The following is a 17,843-nucleotide window of genomic DNA, read 5'->3' as shown; positions in this document are numbered from 1 at the left end:
AACGCATCGGCGACGTATGCGGGTCAAAGCCGTGGCGCCATGCTAACCCTGTATAAAACATTGATCTAAGATAAAGCTTATGGAGCGCGCCTCGCGAAGGAGAGCGCGGTGCCTCGATATCACTTTCATATCCACGACGGGACCACGATCACTGATCAGGCCGGACGCGAACTGCCGGATCTGGCGGCGGCCCAGCGCGTCGCGATCCGGCTCCTGGGCGAGGCGCTTGAACAGGTCGACGATTTCTGGTCGGGACACGAATGGCGGGTGCAGGTTACCGACGCGCATGGTCTGACGCTGTTCCTACTGGATTTCGTCGGCACGCTCGCGCCGGCTGCGCGGATAGTCCAGCCTGATATCGGATAGAAGGCGCGACGCTGGCGGAGTGGGTGGTGGAGCTGAGGGGAATCGAACCCCTGACCTCTGCAGTGCGATTGCAGCGCTCTCCCATCTGAGCTACAGCCCCGCACTCCGCCCCGGCAAGGCCGGGAGCGACGCCATTAGCGGGGCTTCCCGCCCGATGCAACAGGCCCGCGGGGCCACGTGCGAAAATCTTGCGACAAAGCCCATGCGACGAACCGACGCCGAAAAGCGCCGTTTTGCGTCGTTGTGCGCGCGCAACGATAGGAACGAAGCGGCGACTTTGACGCTTGTTAGGCCCGGACGCAGGAGCGCGGGAACGACGCTCCGCAGCCGCAGGACGACCATCCGAAGGAGACGATCATGGGCTACGAACGCTACCCGCGGGGCACCAATCCGCAGGGCGACTATTACGGCCGCTCCGACACGCAGGACTACGGACACGACTATGGCTCGGGCCGCAGCTACAGCTATTCGAGCGCGCGCGACTATGAAGCCTCCGGCGCCTATGACAACGACCGCGACTATGGTCGGCGCGAATACGGCAACCAGCGTTACGAGCAGCGCGATCGCTTCAATCGCGATCGGGATGCGCAGGGTGCCCGTGGCTTTGGTCGCGACGACGCCTATGGCCGCAGCGACGCCTATGGCCGCAGCGACGCCTATGGACGCGGTAGCCGCGACGACAGCTACGGACGCGGCAGCCGCGACTGGGGCCAGTCGGACAATCGTTTCGCACAGCAGAACCGCTACGGTGTGGACCAAGACCGTTACGGCGCGCGGCAGGACTATCATGGCAGCTACGGCCATGACGGCCGCCGCTTCCTCGACGTCGGTCAGAATCGCCATGCCGACGACGACAATTATCGCGGGCGCTACGACAATCGCGGCAGCTACGGCGAAGGTCGCAGCGCCGGCCGCCCGTCGTCGCAGCAGGGCGGTTATGGCCGCCAGCCCCAGGGCTATGATTATGAAGAGCGCGGTTTCTTCGCCCGCGCCGGCGACGAGGTCCGCTCGTGGTTCGGCGACGAGGACGCCGAGCGCCGCCGCGAGATGGATTCGCGGTACGACGAACGCAACGCCAATGATCGCGACGACGATTACGGCAATTGGCGTCGCGGCCAGATCGCCTCGCTCGATCGCGACTACGACGAATATCGCCGCGAGAACCGCACGAAGTTCGAGAACGAATTCAGCTCGTGGCGGACGAACCGTCAGGGCCAGCGCGACTCGCTGAACAAGGTCGAGGAGCATATGGACGTCGTCGGCAGCGACGGCGAGCATGTCGGCACCGTCGACAAGGTGCGTGGCGACCGCATCCTGTTGACCAAGAACGACCGCGATGCGGGCGGCCACCACCACTCGATCCCGTCGAGCTGGCTGAAGACGGTCGAGGGCAAGGTGACGCTCAGCAAGACCGCCGCCGAGGCCAAGCAGGCGTGGCGTGACGAGGAGCGGAACCAGGCGATGTTCGGCTATGGCGACAACACGCAGGACGGTGGCCGGCGCGACATGTCGAACACCCGCACCGACCGCACGACGACCACGTCCGCGACCGGTAGTCAGTCCACCTCGGGTCAGGCAACGTCGGGTCAGTCCACGACGGGACAGGCGGACGCAGAGACGTCGACGGATGGACAGAACCTCAACCGCAGCTTCCCCGGCACCTACTGAGCTCGGGAGATCTGCGCGCAGCGGATCCGCAAGGATCCCCAGGAGAAAGCCCGGGGGCGATGTCCCCGGGCTTTTTTCGTAGCGAATCAAAACCTAAAAGATCAGATTGGCTAGAAAAGGAGAATCAGCATGGCACGAGCATGGAGCCTGAAGTCACGCCCGCAGGGGATGCCGACGATGGACAATTTCGAACTGGTCGATCTCGGCCGGCGGGAGCTGGCGGACGGCGAGGTCCGGATCGCCAACAGCTGGTTGTCCGTCGACCCGTACATGCGCGGTCGCATGAACGACGTGAAAAGCTACACGCCGCCGTTCGAGCTTGGAAAGCCGATGCAGGGCGGCGCGATCGGCCGCGTCGTCGAGAGCCGGTCCGACCGGTACCGTGAGGGTGACATGGTGCAGCATTTCGCCGGCTGGCGCGATGAGGCCGTGCTGCCCGCGGATCAGGTCCAGCCGCTGCCGCAGCTCGACGTCGATCCGCAGGCCTTCCTTGGCCAGCTGGGCATGCCGGGGATGACCGCCTATTTCGGATTGACCGAGGTCGCGGGCCTGAAGGAGGGCGACACCGTGTTCGTTTCGGCCGCGGCGGGCGCGGTCGGGTCGACCGTGGTGCAGATCGCGAAGGCGAAGGGCTGCCATGTCATCGGATCGGCCGGCGGCGCCGACAAATGTGCCTGGGTCCAGTCGCTGGGTGCCGATGCGGTGATCGACTACAAGAGCGGGACGCCGGTCGTGAAGGCCCTGGGCGAGGTCGCGCGCAACGGCATCGACGTCTATTTCGACAACGTGGGCGGCGAACATCTCGACGCGGCGCTGGCGCATGCCAATGTGCATGCACGCTTCGCAATCTGCGGCATGATCGACGTGTACAACAGCGCGGAGCCGACCTCGCTCCGCTACCTGGCGCGGCTGATCGGCAACCGCGTCCGGATGCAGGGATTCATCGTCAGCGACTATGTCGGCAAGGCAGCGGACTTCTACCGCGACATGGGTGGCTGGCTCGGCGAGGGCAAGCTGCAGCGGCAAGAGACGGTGTTCGATGGACTGGAGCGGGCGCCGGACGCATTCCTGGCGCTGTTTTCCGGCGGCAACACCGGCAAGATGCTCGTACGGGTATGAGCGCTTCCGGCACCCCGCCCGTGCGGACGGGGTGCCGATGCGGCCGGGGCCCTATACGGCTCCGTTGAACGTATCGCACTGGGCGGGGTCGCCGGTTTCGAACCCGTGCTTCAGCCAATAGACGCGCTGGGCGGACGTGCCGTGCGTGAAGCTGTCAGGCACGACGCGGCCCTGCGCCTCCTTCTGCAGCGTGTCGTCGCCGATCGCGTTGGCGGCGGTCAGGCCCTCCTGAAGATCGGTCGAATCCATCCGGTCGCGATTCTTCGCGGCCCAGACTCCGGCATAGCAATCCGCCTGCAGTTCGAGACGGACCGACGCGGCGTTGCCCTCCGCTTCGCCGGACGAGCGCTGGATGCGCTGCACCTGATCCGACGTGCCGAGCAGGTTCTGGATGTGATGGCCGAATTCGTGCGCGATGACATAGTCCTGCGCGAAATCGCCCTTCGCGCCGAAGCGGTTCGCCAATTCGCCGAAGAAGCTGGTGTCGAGATAGATGTCATGGTCGGTCGGGCAATAGAACGGCCCCATCGCCGATTGCGCCGCGCCGCATCCGGACACGCCGCTGCCCGAATAGAAACGCAGGCCCGGCTTCTCGAACCGCGCGCCCTGCTGGGCGAAGATGGCCGCCCAGGTCTTCTGCGCCGACTGGAAGGCGTTGCATGCGGACTTCGCGCCGGCGTCGGTGGTGCAGAGGCGCGTGACCTCCGCGGCAGAGCCGCCGCGATCCTGCTGCGTGACGGATGGCGTACCGCCTCCGCCACCACCGAGCATGCCGCCGATATTGCCAAGGCCGCCGAAGACGGCGAGCAGCAGCAGCACGACAACGATACCGCCGCAGCCGAAGCGACTGCCGATCAACGGCAGCAGGCCGAAGAGCAATCCGCCGCTGCCACCGCCACCCCCGAAGCCGCCGCCCGAGCGCGCCTCCCCGACGTCGATGTCGTTGGGATCGAAATCGTCGAGGCGCATGGGCAGGTCTCCGTTGTGCTTGCGTCACGAAATGCGCGGGGACGCAGGCGGTTGCAACAGGGCCCGAACGAAGGGCATGACGCACAGCAAAGAACGGAGAATGCGCCAATGTTCCTGAAGGGCAAGACCGCCGTCATCACCGGCTCCACCTCCGGCATCGGGCTCGCCTATGCCCGCGCACTCGCGGCGGAAGGGGCGGCGGTGGTCATTAACGGCTTCGGCGATGCCGACGCGATCGAGGCGGCGCGGGCGGAACTCGCGTCGGCGAGTGGCGCGGGCGCGCTCTACGACGCGGCGGACATGACGAAGCCCGAAGAGATCGGTGCGATGGTCGATCGTGCCGCGCGCGAGCTGGGCGGGGTCGACATCCTGATCAACAACGCCGGCATCCAGCACGTCGCCCCGATCGACGAATTCCCGGCGGAGAAGATGGAGGCGATCGTCGCGATCAACATGACGAGCGCCTGGTACGCCATGCAGGCGGCGGTGCCGCACATGAAGGCCAAGGGCTGGGGCCGGATCATCTCCACCGCCTCGGCGCACAGCCTCGTCGCCAGCCCGAACAAGTCGGCCTATGTCATGGCCAAGCACGGGCTGGTCGGGCTGACCAAGACGGTCGCGCTGGAGACGGCGACGCATGGCATCACCGTCAACTGCATCTCGCCGGGCTATGTCTGGACGCCGCTGGTCGAGGCGCAGATCCCCGATACGATGAAGGCGCGCGGACTGACCCGCGATCAGGTGATGAACGACGTGCTGCTCGCGGCGCAGCCGACCAAGGCATTCGTCACGCCCGAACAGGTCGCGGCGCTCGCGCTGTTCCTGTGCGGCGATGCGGCGAAGGCGATCACCGGGGCGAACCTGTCGGTGGACGGCGGCTGGACGGCGATGTGACGGCGCCTGGAGTGTGATTACCTTGCGGGGAACTTCCGCCCTGATCCAGCCTTGCTGGATCGTGCACTAGCGCCGCGGTGCGGGCGCCGGGAGCGGCTGTACCACGGCAGTCGACGCGCCCGGCGTCGGCAGTGCGGCCGATGCCGGGGTGGCGGGATTGACGACGGTCGCCGGCCCGCCCGGCCCCGGCGCGACGACGACCGGAGTCGCCGTCAGCGGCGGCAGCGAGGCGAGATACGCCTTGCCGTGCATCTTCACCGGCACGATCGCGCCGGGATTGGCGGCGGCGACCGCCTGAAGATAGGAACGCGGCTTCTTCATCAGCTTGGGCTGGTCGAGGCCCGTCAGGCCGGCGATCCGCGCTGCTTCCTTGACGAAATGGATGCAGTTGCGGGTGTTGAGATTGTAATGGCCGTCGCCCGTCTTGTCGTCCCAGGCGGCGATGAGCTTGAGCACCGCGGCATATTGCGCGTCGGTCAGCACGACCGAGAATTGCGCGTCGCTGCCGGCGATGTACGTGGGCTTGGAGATGTCGAGCCGACCGGGCACCGTACCCATCAGGATCGCGGGGGTCACCGCCTTCGCCGTGAAGCCGTAATTCGCGTCGACGGGATCGCCACCCGCGTCCGGCACACCCCGCAGCGTGAAGAAGGCATGCGGAAAGCTGTTGCCGAACTCGTGGCTCCAGAAGGTGATCGTCACGGCCGCCCAGGCCGGCGAGGCGCCGACGAGGGCGCCGAGCGTCAGGAGCAAGGCAAGCAGCGGGCGCAGGAAGAAACGGAACATGGTCGCGATCCTAGCCGATGTCGCTCCGCACGTCAGCCGGCCATGCCGTAGGCCGCGACGTCGCTGATCGCATTTTCGCGCTTTTCCGGTCGTATGTAGATCGAACTCAACGCCGGGACCGCCGCCCGCAGCTGTTCCTCCAGCGCCTCGATCAACGTCTCGCCCTCGCCCATGGTGAGGGCGTCGTCGAAGTCCGCGCTGACCGCGACGAAGATCGCATCGGGCGCGGTATGGATCGTGCGGACGTGATTGACGCCCGACACCGCCGGGTGCGCGGCGACGATGGCGCGCACCGTCTCTATCACCTTCGGGTCGGCGCGCTCGCCGATCAGCAGCCCCTTCGCCTCACGCGCGAGGAGCACCGCGACGAGCCCCAGGATGAGCCCGATCACGATCGACGCGATGCCGTCGATCCGCGGGTCGGCGAAAGCGTGGCTCGCCCAGACGCCGATCGCGGCGATGACCAGGCCGGCCAGCGCCGCCGAATCCTCGAACAAGACGATGAAGCCGGCGGGGTCCTTGGACCGGCGGATCGCCTGCCACCAACCGGCGTCCCCCTTCGATTCGCGGAATTCCCGCATCGCGAGAAACCATGACGATCCCTCCAGCACGGTCGCGATGGCAAGGACGATGTAATTGACGAGCGGATCGGTCAGTTCTTCCGGCTCGACGATATGCAGATAGCCTTCGTAGACGGACACGCCGGCTCCAACCGCGAAGATCAGGATCGCGACCACGAACGCCCAAAAATACAATTCCCTGCCATAACCGAACGGGTGCACGGCGTCGGGGGGACGCTTGGCGCGATGCTGGCCGTAAAGCAGCAGGATCTGATTTCCGCTGTCGACGCAACTGTGCACGCCCTCGGTCAGCATGGACGAGGAGCCGGTGATCGCGGCCGCGACGAATTTCGCGACGCCGATGCCGAGATTGGCGGCGAGCGCGCCGTAGAGGACGATGTTTTCGCGGATGCGCTGCGCGAGGCCGTGGGTCATAGGCGACTTAACGCGGCCGGGGCGCCGACGGTGCCGTGACGACATGGTGTTGCTGCCCGCGCCGACAGCGGTGCCATGGCGACCCGTCGCTGCGGGGCTGTCGGGCGTCGCCGCCTTGGCCCAAGAATGGGAATGCCCGCCGGTGGACTCCACCAGCGGGCACCTTTCCTCCCCAGGAAACTTTCGAAGACGCTGATATCGCCCGTTTCGCTCTACGCCATCCGGGATGGACGCGCGCTGGCGGTCATGATGTGTACCGCATTTGTAGAACAGCGAGTGGGACTGTAACGAATTGACAAGTTGGTCCGCCTAGCGTCAATCGCTCGCGATCGGACGGAGGGAACATGGCGGAACGCAAGCTGTTCGCGGGACATGCCGTGCGGCGGGTGCGGCGGCAGGCAGGGCTGACCCAGGCGGCCATGGCCGAGGCGATGGCCATCTCGCCCAGCTATCTCAATCTCGTGGAGCGCAACCAGCGTCCCTTGTCCGCGGCATTGCTGGTCAAGCTCGCCGAATCCTATGACTTCGATCCGCGCGCGCTGACCGCGGGGGAGCCGGGGGGCGGCGAGTCGGCGCTCCGCCGGCGGCTGGCCGATCCGATCTTCGCCGACCTCGAAATCGATCGGAACGAGCTGGCGGAATGGATCGCCGGCGCGCCGGGTGGCGCGGAGGCGTTCGCCCGGGTCTACGATCGGCTCGGCGCGGGTGGCGGCAGCGGCGTCGCGCCGGAGGGCGTCGATCCCGTCGGCGAAGTCCGCCGGGAGATCGAGCGCTGGCGCGGACATTTCCCCGACCTGGACGGTCTGGCGGAGAATCTTGCCGACGAGCTGCGCCTGGGGGCAGGCGACCTCTATGGCGCCATCGCCGAGCGTCTGCGCGTCAAGCATCAGCTGACGATCCGTATCCTGCCGGTCGAGGTCATGCCCGACCTGCTCCACCGCCTCGATCTTCACGCGCGCCAGCTGCAGCTGAGCGAGACGCTCGATCCCGCGTCGCGGACCTTTGCGGCCGCCTATCAGCTGGCGCTGATCGAGGCGCGGGGGGAGATCGACGCGCTCGCCAAGGGGGCGGGGTTCGCGGACCGGGCCTCCGAACGGCTGTTCCGGCGCCATCTCGCCAGCTATTTCGGCGCGGCCGTGATGATGCCCTACGCCCGCTTCCTGCGGGCATGCGAATCGACCGGATACGATTTCGAACTGCTGCAACGGCGCTTCGGCGCCGGGTTCGAGCAGGTCGCACACCGGCTGACCACGCTGCACCGGGTCGGCGCGCGGGGATTGCCGTTCTTCCTGATCCGGATCGATCGCGCCGGCCAATGTTCGAAGCGGTTCGCGGGCTCCAGCGCCTCACCGCTGGCCGAGGCGAAAGGCCGATGCCCGTTGTGGCGCGTGCATCACGCCTTCGACCGGCCCGGTGATCTCGCGGTTCAGTTGGTCGAATTGGAGGACGGCGCGCGCTGGCTCACCGTGTCGCGCACCGTGACGCCGCAACGTCGCCGGTACGGCGCGGTGGTCGCGGAATTCGCCGTCGGGCTCGGCGTGCCGGCGGACGTCGCGGGCGGGCTGGCGGTCGCGCGCGGCATCGATCTCAAAGGCGACGCGACGCCAATCGGTCTCGGCTGCGCGGCCTGTCATCGCGGTGATTGTCCGCAGCGCTCTGCTCCACCCGCCGGAAGGCCGCTCCTGATCAACGAGCGGGACCGGGGCGTGTCGGGGTTCACCTTCGCGGGCGATTGATGAAAAATATTTACAAAATTACAAACGGCCCGGCCCGATGTTGACTTGGAAACGCGCTATTGGAGCAGTTTTTTCGTAATCCGGCTGTGAAGTGACATACAGAGGCTGCACTTACACAGCGAGGCAGCGACATGACCTACCAGCAAGCCATCGGACACGCGCGACAGGCGATCGAAACCCAACCTGCCTGGGGCGGCATCGATGCGGAGGCCGTGGCGCGGATGCGCCTGCAGAACAGATTCCGCACCGGGCTGGATATCGCCCGCCATACCGCCGCGATCATGCGCCGCGACATGGCGGCCTATGACGCCGATCCCGCCGCCTATACGCAGTCGCTGGGATGCTGGCACGGCTTCATCGGGCAGCAGAAGCTGATCGCGATCAAGAAGCATTTCGGGTCGACCAAGGGGCGCTACCTCTATCTGTCGGGCTGGATGATCGCCGCATTGCGGAGCGAATTCGGCCCGCTGCCCGACCAGTCGATGCATGAGAAGACCAGCGTGCCGGCCCTGATCGAGGAGCTGTACACCTTTCTCCGGCAGGCGGATGCGCGGGAACTGTCGTTGCTGTTCCGCGACCTCGACAAGGCGCGGGCGGCCGGGAACGACGTTGAGGCCCAGCGCGTGCAGCAGGCGATCGACAATCACGAGACGCACGTCGTGCCGATCATCGCGGATATTGATGCCGGCTTCGGCAACGCCGAGGCGACCTATCTCCTGGCGCGCAAGATGATCGAGGCCGGCGCCTGCGCGTTGCAGATCGAGAACCAGGTCAGCGACGAGAAGCAGTGCGGCCACCAGGACGGCAAGGTCACCGTGCCGCACGAGGATTTCCTGCAGAAGATCCGCGCGATCCGTTACGCCTTCCTCGAGCTGGGCGTCGAGGACGGCATCATCGTCGCGCGCACCGATTCGCTGGGTGCGGGCCTCACCAAGCAGATCGCCTATTCGCGCGAGCCGGGCGATCTCGGCGACCAGTATAACGCTTTCCTCGATTGCGAGGAGGTGACCGACCTGTCGACGCTGCGCGGCGACGTCGTCATCGAACGGGACGGCAAGCTGATGCGGCCCAAGCGGCTGCCGTCCAACCTCTTCCAGTTCCGCGAGGGCACGGGCGCGGATCGCTGCGTGCTGGATTGCATCACGTCGCTGCAGAACGGCGCGGACCTGCTGTGGATCGAGACGGAGAAGCCGCACATCGAGCAGATCGCGGGCATGGTCGACCGCATCCGCGCCGTGGTTCCGGATGCCAAGCTCGTCTACAACAATTCGCCGAGCTTCAACTGGACGCTCAATTTCCGCCAGCAGGTCTACGACCACTGGGCCGGGGAAGGGCGCGACGTCGCGTCCTATGACCGGGCGCGGCTGATGAGCGCCGATTATGACGATACGGCGCTGGCGGCGGAGGCGGACGAACGCATCCGCACGTTCCAGAAGGATGCCAGCGCACGCGCGGGGATCTTCCACCACCTCATCACGCTGCCGACCTATCACACGGCGGCGTTGAGCACCGACAATCTCGCCCGCGAGTATTTCGGTGAGGCGGGGATGCTGGGTTACGTCAAGGGCGTCCAGCGCCGCGAGATCCGTGAGGGCATCGCCTGCGTCAAGCACCAGAACATGTCGGGCAGCGACATCGGCGACGACCACAAGGAGTATTTCGCGGGCGAGGCCGCGCTCAAGGCCGGCGGCGCCCACAACACGATGAACCAGTTCGCCGCCTGACGGGAAGGATCGTCACCCCGGTGCGCGCCGGGGTGACGTGTCGCTTCACGCGCCGGCCGCGTCCAGCCGACCGACCTGTTCCTTGGTCAGGTCCAGCGTCATCGCGGGCAACAGGTCGCGCAATTGTTCGACACTGGTCGCGCTGGCGATCGGTGCGGTCACGCCTTCCTGCGCGATCAGCCAGGCTAGCGCGATCTGCGCCAGCGTCGCGCCGGTCTCGGCGGCGATGTCGTCCATGACGCCGAGCACGGACGCGCCCTTGCCTTCGAGCAGGTCGCCCATGCGATTGCCGCGCACGCTCTTACCTAGATCGTCACGACTGCGGTATTTGCCCGTCAGGAAGCCGGAGGCGAGACCGTAATATGGCAGCACCCCGATGTTCTCGGCGATGCAATAATCCTCCAGCTCACCCTCGAACTTGTGGCGGCTGACCAGATTATATTCGGGTTGGAGCACATGATAGCGGGGCAGGCCGTTCGCTTTCGCGGCATCGTTGGCCGATTTGAGACGCGCGGCGTGGAAATTCGAGGCGCCGATGACGCGGACCTTGCCGGCGTCGACCAGCCTGCCGAACGCTTCGAGCACCGCTTCCTGCGGAACGCTCTCATCGTCCTGGTGCGCGTAGTAGAGATCGATGCGGTCCGTGCCGAGCCGCTTCAGTGAGGCCTCGGCCGCCGCGGCGATGCGCGCGGGCGCGAGCTTCTCGCCGCCTTCCCCCGGCAGCATGCCGACCTTGGTCGCGAGCAGCACCGCATCGCGCTTGCCGCTCGCCTTCAGCCACTCGCCGATCATCGTCTCGGATTCGCCGCCCTGATGGCCGTCGACCCAGGCGGAATAGACATCGGCGGTGTCGATCATCGTCCCGCCGCCGTCGACGAACGCGTCGAGCACCGCGAAGCTGGCCGCGCGGTCGGCCGTCCAGCCGAATACGTTGCCGCCGAGCACCAGCGGGGCGATGCGCAGGTCGGTGGAGCCGAGGCGTCGGAGGGGCACGGTCATGCGGGGTCGCTTCCGTTCTGGTAGGGGTCGATCGCGTTGAGGTCGACGCTGTTGGCATCCAACATGTCCGCCGCCTCGTTCAGCTGTCGCGCCTCGTCAGCGGTGATGGCGCGGGCCGGCTCGTCCGGCGCCTGGCGACAGGCGGTGGCGGAAAGTCCGAGGAGGGCGGCTGACATCAGGCGGCGCATCATGACCGGACTGTGCGATCCAATAGCGTGTCCGCACAAGCGATAATGCTCGGACCGCCGGCCGGCCGGACTACCGTCATGCCGCGCCCCGCCGTGGTGCGTTCGGGCGGCATGACGGCGGTCACTATCAGTCCTTCAGCGCGCGGCCGGCCTTTTCCAGCGTGTTGCCGGTGGCGTCGGCGGCGCGATCGGCACCGTTGCTGATGGCGCGGCCGGCATCGTCGGCGCCGCGGTCGATCGCGCGGCCCGCGCGGTCGGTCGCGTTGGCGATGTGATCGCCGGCACGGTCCAGCCCACGCTCGGCCTTGCCGAACGCTTCGTCCGTGGCGGAGGACACGTCGCTCGCGGCGTTGCGGGTGGTCGCGCTCGCATCGGCGGCGATCGCGTTGCCCGCCTGCTCGGTCTGCTCCTGCGCGTTCCGGCTGCATGCGCCGAGTGCGAGCGCGGGGATGGCCGCGAGAAGGACGATCCGCTTCATTTTATGTCTCCCTTTCAGTTGATCCAGGTGTGGTGCAACGCTGCCCGCGCGTTTCGGCTCCGCGTTGACCACATATAAAGATATCTTTATATGTTGATCCCGTGAGCCAAGCCCTCGACATATTCCGCGCCCTTGCCGACGCGACCCGCCTGCGGATCTTCTCGCTGCTGCGGTCGATGGAATTGTCCGTCGGGGAACTGGCGCAGGTGCTGGGCCAAAGCCAGCCGCGCGTATCGCGGCACGTGAAGATCCTGTGCGACGCGGGTCTTGCCGAGCGACGCAAGGAGGGAAGCTGGGTATTCGTCGCCCTCGGGCGGCAGGCCTCCACGGCGCCGGTCGCGGCGGCGCTGGACCAATGGCATGCCGAGCAGCCCGATCACTGGGCGGTGGCCGATGCCGCGCGTCTCGCCGCGGTGCGCGCGGATCGCGCGGCGAGTGCGGCGCAGTGGTTCGAGGGACATGCCGGCGAATGGGATGCGATCCGCTCGCTGTACGTGGCGGAGGAACAGGTCGAGGCGGCGATGGCAGCGCTGATCGGTCCCGCACCGATCGGCCAGCTGATCGATATCGGAACGGGCACCGGGCGCATGCTGGAGCTGTTCGCAGGACAGGCCGACGCGGCATTGGGCATCGACCGTTCGTCGGAAATGCTGCGGCTGGCGCGGGCGAAGCTGCACGACCGATCGAACACCGAATTGCGCCAGGCGGACCTTTATGCGCTGCCCCTCGGCGACGGTGCGGCGGATGTCGCCATCCTACACCATGTCCTGCACTTCGCACAGCAGCCGGGGGCGGCGATCGCCGAGGCGGCGCGCGTGCTGGGGCCGGGCGGGCGGCTGCTGATTGCCGACTTCGCACCCCACGACCGGGAGGAGCTGCGCACGCGCGACGCGCACACCCGGCTCGGGTTTGCGGATGCGCAGATCGCGGGCTGGTTCGGCAAGGCCGGGCTGGGCCTCGCGGAAACACGCACGCTGGAAGGCGGCGATTTGACGGTCACCTTGTGGCTGGGCGTGAGACCCGGCGCGCGACTACGTGAAGTGCCTAGGAAAAGGGTTGGTGTGGCATGACGATTTCGGTGAACCAGCTCGAGGAAGCGCAGATCGCGCTCAAGGCGCCGCTCTATGCCGACGTGGCGGGCGACCTGGACGTGTCGTTCGAATTCTTCCCGCCCAAGACGGAGAAGATGGACGCGCAACTGTGGGACGCGATCCGCACGCTCGAGCCGCTCGGGCCGAGCTTCGTCTCCGTCACCTACGGCGCGGGCGGGTCGACGCGCGAGCGGACGCATGCGACGGTGGCACGCATCCAGCGCGAGACGAGCCTCGCGGCGGCCGCGCATCTGACCTGCGTCGAGGCGACGCGTGAGGAGATCGATCAGGTCGCCAACGAATATTGGGCGGCGGGCGTCCGCCACATCGTCGCGCTGCGTGGCGATCCGCCCGCGGCGGGCACGCGCTTCCAGAGCCATCCGGGCGGCTACGAGAATGCGGCCGCGCTGGTCGCTGGACTGAAGCGGCTGCACCCGTTCGAGGTGTCGGTGGCGGCCTATCCCGAATGCCATCCGGACTCGCCGAACCCGGCCGCCGACCTCGACAATCTGAAACGCAAGATCGATGCCGGCGCGACGCGAGCGATCACGCAATTCTTCTTCGAGCCGGAAACCTTTTTCCGGTATCGCGATGCCGTGGCCGCGGCGGGCATCGATGCGGAGATCGTTCCGGGGATCATGCCCGTGGCGAACTTCGCGAGTGTCCAGCGCATGAGCGCGATGTGCGGGACCGACGTGCCCGCCTGGATGGCCCGTCTGTTCGAAGGGCTCGACGACCATCCCGCGACGCGGCAGCTGGTCGCCGCGACGCTCGCGGCGGAGCTCAGCCGCAAGCTCTACGCGGGCGGGGTCAAGGCCTTGCATTTCTACACGCTTAACCGCGCGGAACTCGCCTTCGCGATCTGTCACCTGCTGGGCGTGCGGGCGAAGGACCGGGCCGCGGTGGCGGCGGCTTGACGTGAAACAGGCCCCTCTCCTTCGGGGGAGGGGTGGAGGGCGGGGCCCGTCCGCAAAATGTCGGACCCGGTGAGACGCCGGCGCCCCACCCCAACCCCTCCCATCAAGGGGAGGGGCTTGAAGGATGAGACAATGACGACACGCGACATCTTCCTGGCGGAAGCCGCCAAGCGCATCCTGATCACCGATGGCGCCTTCGGCACGGAGATCCAGAACTGGAAGCTCTCCGAGGCCGATTATGCCGGCGACTTGGGCCTCGGTCACGACCAGAAGGGCAACAACGACATCCTCGCGCTGACCAAGCCGGACGTGCCCGCCGCCATTCACCGGGCCTATTTCGAGGCGGGGGCGGACATAGCCGAAACCAATACCTTTTCCGCGAACAGCATCAGCCAGGCCGATTACGGCGCCGAACATCTGGTGCGCGAGATCAATTACGAGAGCGCCAAGCTCGCGCGTTCGATCGCGGACGAGTTCCAGGCGAGGGACGGGCGCCCGCGCTTCGTCGCGGGTGCGATCGGCCCGACCAACAAGACGCTGTCGCTGTCGCCCGACGTCAACGATCCCGGGTTTCGCGAGATCGACTTCGATTATCTGAAGGGCGTCTATCGCGAACAGACGGACGCGCTGCTGGATGGCGGCGCGGATTTCGTGCTGATCGAGACGGTGTTCGACACGCTCAACGCCAAGGCCGGGATCATGGCCGCCCTCGATGCGGGGCGGGATCGCGGTCGCGACGTGCCGATCATGCTCTCGATGACGCTGACCGACCTGTCGGGGCGCAATCTGTCGGGCCATACGGTCGAGGCATTCTGGCATGCGGTGCGGCACGCGAAGCCGCTGACGATCGGGCTGAACTGCTCGTTCGGCGCGGAACAGCTGCGGCCGCACATCCGGACGCTCAGCGAGATCTGCGATACGCTGATCATGGTCTATCCCAATGCCGGCCTTCCCAATGAACTCGGCGCCTATGACGAGGCACCGGCCACGACGGCGGGGCTCGTCTACGAATGGGCGGGGGCGGGGCAGGTGAACGTCCTCGGCGGCTGCTGCGGCTCGACGCCCGCGCATATCGCGGCGATCGCGGAGCGGGTGAAGGGCGTGGCACCCCGCGTCATCCCGACCCCGCCGGTCCGCACGCGGCTCGCCGGCTTGGAGCCGTTCACGATGGCGGCGTAGCACTCCCTCCCGCTTGCGGAAGGGGCTGGGGGTGGGCCTGCCCCTGGCGACGCAACCTCAATTCAGGCCCACCCCCGACCCCTCCCGCAAGCGGGAGGGGGGAAGAAAGTTGCGATGACCACCAGCTCCTCCACCCAGTTCGTCAACATCGGCGAGCGGACCAACGTCACCGGATCGGCGGCGTTCAAGAAGATGATCATGGCGGGCGACTATGCCCGTGCGGTCGAGGTCGCGCGCCAGCAGGTGGAGAATGGGGCGCAGGTGGTCGACGTCAACATGGACGAAGGCCTGCTCGACGCACACCATGCGATGACGACCTTCCTCAAGCTGATCGCCGCCGAGCCCGATATCGCGCGCGTGCCGATCATGATCGACAGCTCGAAGTGGAGCGTGATCGAGGCCGGGCTGAAGTGCGTGTCGGGCAAGCCGATCGTCAACTCGATCAGCATGAAGGAGGGCGAGGCGCAGTTCCTCGAACAGGCGCGGCTGTGCATGGCCTATGGCGCGGCGGTGGTCGTCATGGCGTTCGACGAGGTCGGGCAGGCCGATACCAAGGCGCGCAAGGTCGAGATCTGCGAGCGCGCCTACAAGCTGTTGATGACGATCGGCTTCCCGCCGGAGGACATCATCTTCGACCCCAATGTGTTCGCGGTCGCGACGGGGATCGAGGAGCATAACAACTACGGCGTCGACTTCATCGAGGCGTGTCGCGAGATCAAGGCGCGCTGCCCGCACGTCCATATCTCGGGCGGATTGTCGAACCTGTCGTTCAGCTTCCGCGGCAACGAACCGGTGCGCCGCGCGATGCACTCGGTGTTCCTCTACCATGCCATTCCCGCCGGCATGGACATGGGCATCGTCAACGCAGGCCAGCTCGACGTCTACGACACGATCGATCCGGAACTGCGGATCGCCTGCGAGGACGTGATCCTCAACCGCGATCCGGAGGCAGGGGACCGGCTCGTCGCGCTGGCGGAGAAGTTCCGTGGCACCGACGCCGTCGCGGAGAAGCAGGCGGCGGAATGGCGCAGCCTGGATGTCACCAAGCGGCTGGAATATGCGCTGGTCAAGGGCATCGACGCGCATGTCGTCGACGACACCGAGGAAGCGCGCGCCGCGATCGCCGCGCGCGGCGGCCGCCCGATCGAGGTGATCGAAGGTCCGCTGATGGACGGCATGAACGTCGTCGGCGACCTGTTCGGCAGCGGCAAGATGTTCCTGCCCCAGGTCGTCAAGTCCGCGCGCGTGATGAAGAAGGCGGTCGCGCATCTGCTGCCGTTCATCGAGGCGGAGAAGGCGGCGGGGTCGCGCGCCAAGGGTCGCGTCATCATGGCGACGGTCAAGGGCGACGTGCACGATATCGGCAAGAACATCGTCGGCGTCGTCCTGCAGTGCAACGGTTTCGAGGTCGTGGACCTGGGCGTGATGGTGCCTTGGGCGAAGATCATCGAGGCGGCGAACGAGAACGATGCCGACATGATCGGCCTGTCGGGTCTGATCACTCCCTCGCTCGACGAGATGGTGACGGTCGCCGAGGAAATGCAGCGCGCCGAGATGCGCATGCCGCTCCTGATCGGCGGGGCGACGACGTCGAAGGTGCATACCGCGCTGCGCATCGCGCCGGCCTATGACGGGCCGGTGGTGCATGTGCTCGACGCCAGCCGCGCGGTCGGCGTCGCGACGACCCTGGTCTCCGACACGCAGCGCGATCCCTATGTCGCCGACATCGCGGCGGAATATCAGAAGGTGCGCGATGCGCGCGCGGGCAAGGGGCAGAACGACCTGCTGCCGCTCGCCGAGGCGCGGGGTCGGGGTTTCGTCGCCGACATGATGCTGAAGGCGCCCGCGCCGAACCGGCCCGGCGTGCACGTCTTCGATGACTGGGATCTCGAGGACCTGCGGCACTACATCGACTGGACGCCATTCTTCCGCGCCTGGGAACTGGCGGGCAATTTCCCCGCGATCCTGGACGATGCGATCGTCGGCGAAAGCGCGCGTTCGCTCTATGCCGATGCCCAGGCGATGCTCGATCGCATCGTCGCGGAGAAGTGGCTGACCGCCAGGGGCGTGGCCGCGCTGTGGCCGTGCCGCCGCGACGGCGACGATGTGGTGCTGGACGAAGGCGCGCGGCTGCCCTTCCTGCGCCAGCAGATCGCCAAGCGCGAAGGGCGCGCGAACATGTGCCTCGCCGATTTCATCGATCCGGCCGGAGACTGGATCGGCGGCTTCGCGGTCGGCATCCACGGGATCGAGCCGCATCTCGCCACGTTCAAGGCGTCGCACGACGATTACAACGACATCCTGCTCAAGGCGCTCGCCGACCGCCTCGCCGAGGCATTCGCCGAGCGGCTGCATGCGCATGTCCGCACCGATCTGTGGGGCTATGCGCAAGGCGAGCAGCTGACCAACGAGGCGCTGATCCGCGAGCAATATCGTGGCATCCGTCCGGCGCCGGGCTATCCGGCCTGTCCGGAGCACAGTCTCAAGCGGACCTTGTTCGACCTGCTCGACGCCGAGGCGAAGGTCGGCATCGAGCTGACGGAAAGCTTTGCGATGCTGCCGACGGCTGCGGTCAGCGGCTTCTATTTCGGCCATGCGCAGGCGGAATATTTCGGCGTGGCGCGGATCGGCGAGGACCAGGTGTCGGACTATGCGGCGCGGCGTGGCGTCGACATCGCGCAGGCGACGCGCTGGCTGCGCCCCAACCTGGACTAAGGTGCGATCCAGCAAGGCT

Annotated in this window: 16 protein-coding genes and 1 tRNA gene; 10 read left to right on the top strand and 7 right to left on the bottom strand. The window is 66.9% G+C overall.

What is annotated here, in order from left to right; all coding sequences use genetic code 11:
* Nucleotides 1–108: 108 nt before the first annotated feature.
* Complete coding sequence (locus IQ292_RS00675; RefSeq protein ID WP_203308386.1) at nt 109–366, top strand: DUF6894 family protein; 258 nt, start codon at nt 109–111, stop codon at nt 364–366.
* A gap of 24 nt (nt 367–390) precedes the next feature.
* Here IQ292_RS00675 and IQ292_RS00670 read toward each other — a convergent pair.
* Nucleotides 391–466 (bottom strand) — tRNA-Ala (locus IQ292_RS00670).
* Between the two features lie 257 nt (nt 467–723).
* On the opposite strand from IQ292_RS00670, the gene IQ292_RS00665 reads away from it, so the two are divergent.
* Entirely contained in the window at nt 724–2,034 is a 1,311-nt protein-coding gene (locus IQ292_RS00665; RefSeq protein ID WP_203308385.1) for a DUF2171 domain-containing protein, read from the top strand.
* 129 nt (nt 2,035–2,163) lie between these two features.
* Nucleotides 2,164–3,153 (top strand): NADP-dependent oxidoreductase, encoded by a 990-nt coding sequence (locus IQ292_RS00660; protein WP_203308384.1) that lies wholly within the window; start codon nt 2,164–2,166, stop codon nt 3,151–3,153.
* A 51-nt stretch (nt 3,154–3,204) separates the two neighbouring features.
* Here IQ292_RS00660 and ypfJ read toward each other — a convergent pair whose 3' ends face one another.
* Nucleotides 3,205–4,122, bottom strand: a complete 918-nt coding sequence (gene ypfJ / locus IQ292_RS00655) for a KPN_02809 family neutral zinc metallopeptidase (RefSeq protein ID WP_203308383.1) — start codon at nt 4,120–4,122, stop codon at nt 3,205–3,207.
* A 108-nt stretch (nt 4,123–4,230) separates the two neighbouring features.
* On the opposite strand from ypfJ, the gene IQ292_RS00650 reads away from it, so the two are divergent.
* Nucleotides 4,231–5,016 carry a 3-hydroxybutyrate dehydrogenase gene (locus IQ292_RS00650; protein ID WP_203308382.1) on the top strand — a complete coding sequence of 262 codons (786 nt, stop codon included), beginning with the start codon at nt 4,231–4,233 and terminating at the stop codon, nt 5,014–5,016.
* A 66-nt stretch (nt 5,017–5,082) separates the two neighbouring features.
* Here IQ292_RS00650 and IQ292_RS00645 read toward each other — a convergent pair whose 3' ends face one another.
* Entirely contained in the window at nt 5,083–5,802 is a 720-nt protein-coding gene (locus IQ292_RS00645) for a hypothetical protein (RefSeq protein ID WP_238940698.1), read from the bottom strand.
* A 32-nt stretch (nt 5,803–5,834) separates the two neighbouring features.
* Nucleotides 5,835–6,797: a cation diffusion facilitator family transporter gene (locus IQ292_RS00640; protein ID WP_203308381.1), complete on the bottom strand. Its 963-nt coding sequence runs from the start codon at nt 6,795–6,797 to the stop codon at nt 5,835–5,837.
* 344 nt (nt 6,798–7,141) lie between these two features.
* On the opposite strand from IQ292_RS00640, the gene IQ292_RS00635 reads away from it, so the two are divergent.
* Nucleotides 7,142–8,533, top strand: coding sequence for a helix-turn-helix domain-containing protein (locus IQ292_RS00635; protein ID WP_203308380.1), 1,392 nt, complete (start codon nt 7,142–7,144; stop codon nt 8,531–8,533).
* A 131-nt stretch (nt 8,534–8,664) separates the two neighbouring features.
* Nucleotides 8,665–10,257, top strand: a complete 1,593-nt coding sequence (locus IQ292_RS00630; RefSeq protein WP_203308379.1) for an isocitrate lyase — start codon at nt 8,665–8,667, stop codon at nt 10,255–10,257.
* A 45-nt stretch (nt 10,258–10,302) separates the two neighbouring features.
* Here IQ292_RS00630 and IQ292_RS00625 read toward each other — a convergent pair whose 3' ends face one another.
* From IQ292_RS00625 to IQ292_RS00615, 3 genes are all read right to left on the bottom strand, one after another.
* The gene (locus tag IQ292_RS00625) at nt 10,303–11,256 is read right to left on the bottom strand and encodes an aldo/keto reductase (protein WP_203308378.1); all 954 of its coding nucleotides are present in this window, start codon (nt 11,254–11,256) and stop codon (nt 10,303–10,305) included.
* Nucleotides 11,253–11,432 carry a hypothetical protein gene (locus tag IQ292_RS00620; protein WP_203308377.1) on the bottom strand — a complete coding sequence of 60 codons (180 nt, stop codon included), beginning with the start codon at nt 11,430–11,432 and terminating at the stop codon, nt 11,253–11,255. The genes IQ292_RS00625 and IQ292_RS00620 overlap by 4 nt, the downstream gene beginning before the upstream one ends.
* A gap of 139 nt (nt 11,433–11,571) precedes the next feature.
* Nucleotides 11,572–11,922, bottom strand: a complete 351-nt coding sequence (locus tag IQ292_RS00615) for a hypothetical protein (RefSeq protein ID WP_203308376.1) — start codon at nt 11,920–11,922, stop codon at nt 11,572–11,574.
* 101 nt (nt 11,923–12,023) lie between these two features.
* Here IQ292_RS00615 and IQ292_RS00610 point away from each other — a divergent pair, with 101 nt between their 5' ends.
* From IQ292_RS00610 to metH, 4 genes are all read left to right on the top strand, one after another.
* Nucleotides 12,024–12,992: an ArsR/SmtB family transcription factor gene (locus tag IQ292_RS00610; RefSeq protein ID WP_203308375.1), complete on the top strand. Its 969-nt coding sequence runs from the start codon at nt 12,024–12,026 to the stop codon at nt 12,990–12,992.
* On the top strand, nt 12,989–13,930 hold the full coding sequence (metF, locus tag IQ292_RS00605; protein ID WP_203308374.1) for a methylenetetrahydrofolate reductase [NAD(P)H]: 942 nt from the start codon (nt 12,989–12,991) through the stop codon (nt 13,928–13,930). Before IQ292_RS00610 ends, metF begins: the two co-directional genes overlap by 4 nt.
* Before the next feature lie 132 nt (nt 13,931–14,062).
* Complete coding sequence (locus tag IQ292_RS00600) at nt 14,063–15,109, top strand: homocysteine S-methyltransferase family protein (protein WP_203308373.1); 1,047 nt, start codon at nt 14,063–14,065, stop codon at nt 15,107–15,109.
* A gap of 114 nt (nt 15,110–15,223) precedes the next feature.
* Nucleotides 15,224–17,824, top strand: a complete 2,601-nt coding sequence (gene metH / locus IQ292_RS00595; protein ID WP_203308372.1) for a methionine synthase — start codon at nt 15,224–15,226, stop codon at nt 17,822–17,824.
* The last annotated feature ends 19 nt before the right edge of the window (nt 17,825–17,843 follow it).

This window comes from Sphingomonas beigongshangi (assembly GCF_016820445.1).
GTDB lineage: Bacteria > Pseudomonadota > Alphaproteobacteria > Sphingomonadales > Sphingomonadaceae > Sphingomonas > Sphingomonas beigongshangi.
This window is presented reverse-complemented; position numbering and strand designations above follow the sequence as displayed.

Bases quoted from the DNA above. Each gene is read 5' to 3' on its own strand.
- IQ292_RS00625 (WP_203308378.1), bottom strand. From the start codon at position 11,256: ATGACCGTGCCCCTCCGACGCCTCGGCTCCACCGACCTGCGCATCGCC.
- IQ292_RS00630 (WP_203308379.1), top strand. From the start codon at position 8,665: ATGACCTACCAGCAAGCCATCGGACACGCGCGACAGGCGATCGAAACC.
- IQ292_RS00635 (WP_203308380.1), top strand. From the start codon at position 7,142: ATGGCGGAACGCAAGCTGTTCGCGGGACATGCCGTGCGGCGGGTGCGG.
- IQ292_RS00645 (WP_238940698.1), bottom strand. From the start codon at position 5,802: ATGTTCCGTTTCTTCCTGCGCCCGCTGCTTGCCTTGCTCCTGACGCTC.
- IQ292_RS00650 (WP_203308382.1), top strand. From the start codon at position 4,231: ATGTTCCTGAAGGGCAAGACCGCCGTCATCACCGGCTCCACCTCCGGC.
- IQ292_RS00600 (WP_203308373.1), top strand. From the start codon at position 14,063: ATGACGACACGCGACATCTTCCTGGCGGAAGCCGCCAAGCGCATCCTG.
- metF (WP_203308374.1), top strand. From the start codon at position 12,989: ATGACGATTTCGGTGAACCAGCTCGAGGAAGCGCAGATCGCGCTCAAG.
- metH (WP_203308372.1), top strand. From the start codon at position 15,224: ATGACCACCAGCTCCTCCACCCAGTTCGTCAACATCGGCGAGCGGACC.
- ypfJ (WP_203308383.1), bottom strand. From the start codon at position 4,122: ATGCGCCTCGACGATTTCGATCCCAACGACATCGACGTCGGGGAGGCG.
- IQ292_RS00660 (WP_203308384.1), top strand. From the start codon at position 2,164: ATGGCACGAGCATGGAGCCTGAAGTCACGCCCGCAGGGGATGCCGACG.
- IQ292_RS00615 (WP_203308376.1), bottom strand. From the start codon at position 11,922: ATGAAGCGGATCGTCCTTCTCGCGGCCATCCCCGCGCTCGCACTCGGC.
- IQ292_RS00640 (WP_203308381.1), bottom strand. From the start codon at position 6,797: ATGACCCACGGCCTCGCGCAGCGCATCCGCGAAAACATCGTCCTCTAC.
- IQ292_RS00620 (WP_203308377.1), bottom strand. From the start codon at position 11,432: ATGTCAGCCGCCCTCCTCGGACTTTCCGCCACCGCCTGTCGCCAGGCG.
- IQ292_RS00665 (WP_203308385.1), top strand. From the start codon at position 724: ATGGGCTACGAACGCTACCCGCGGGGCACCAATCCGCAGGGCGACTAT.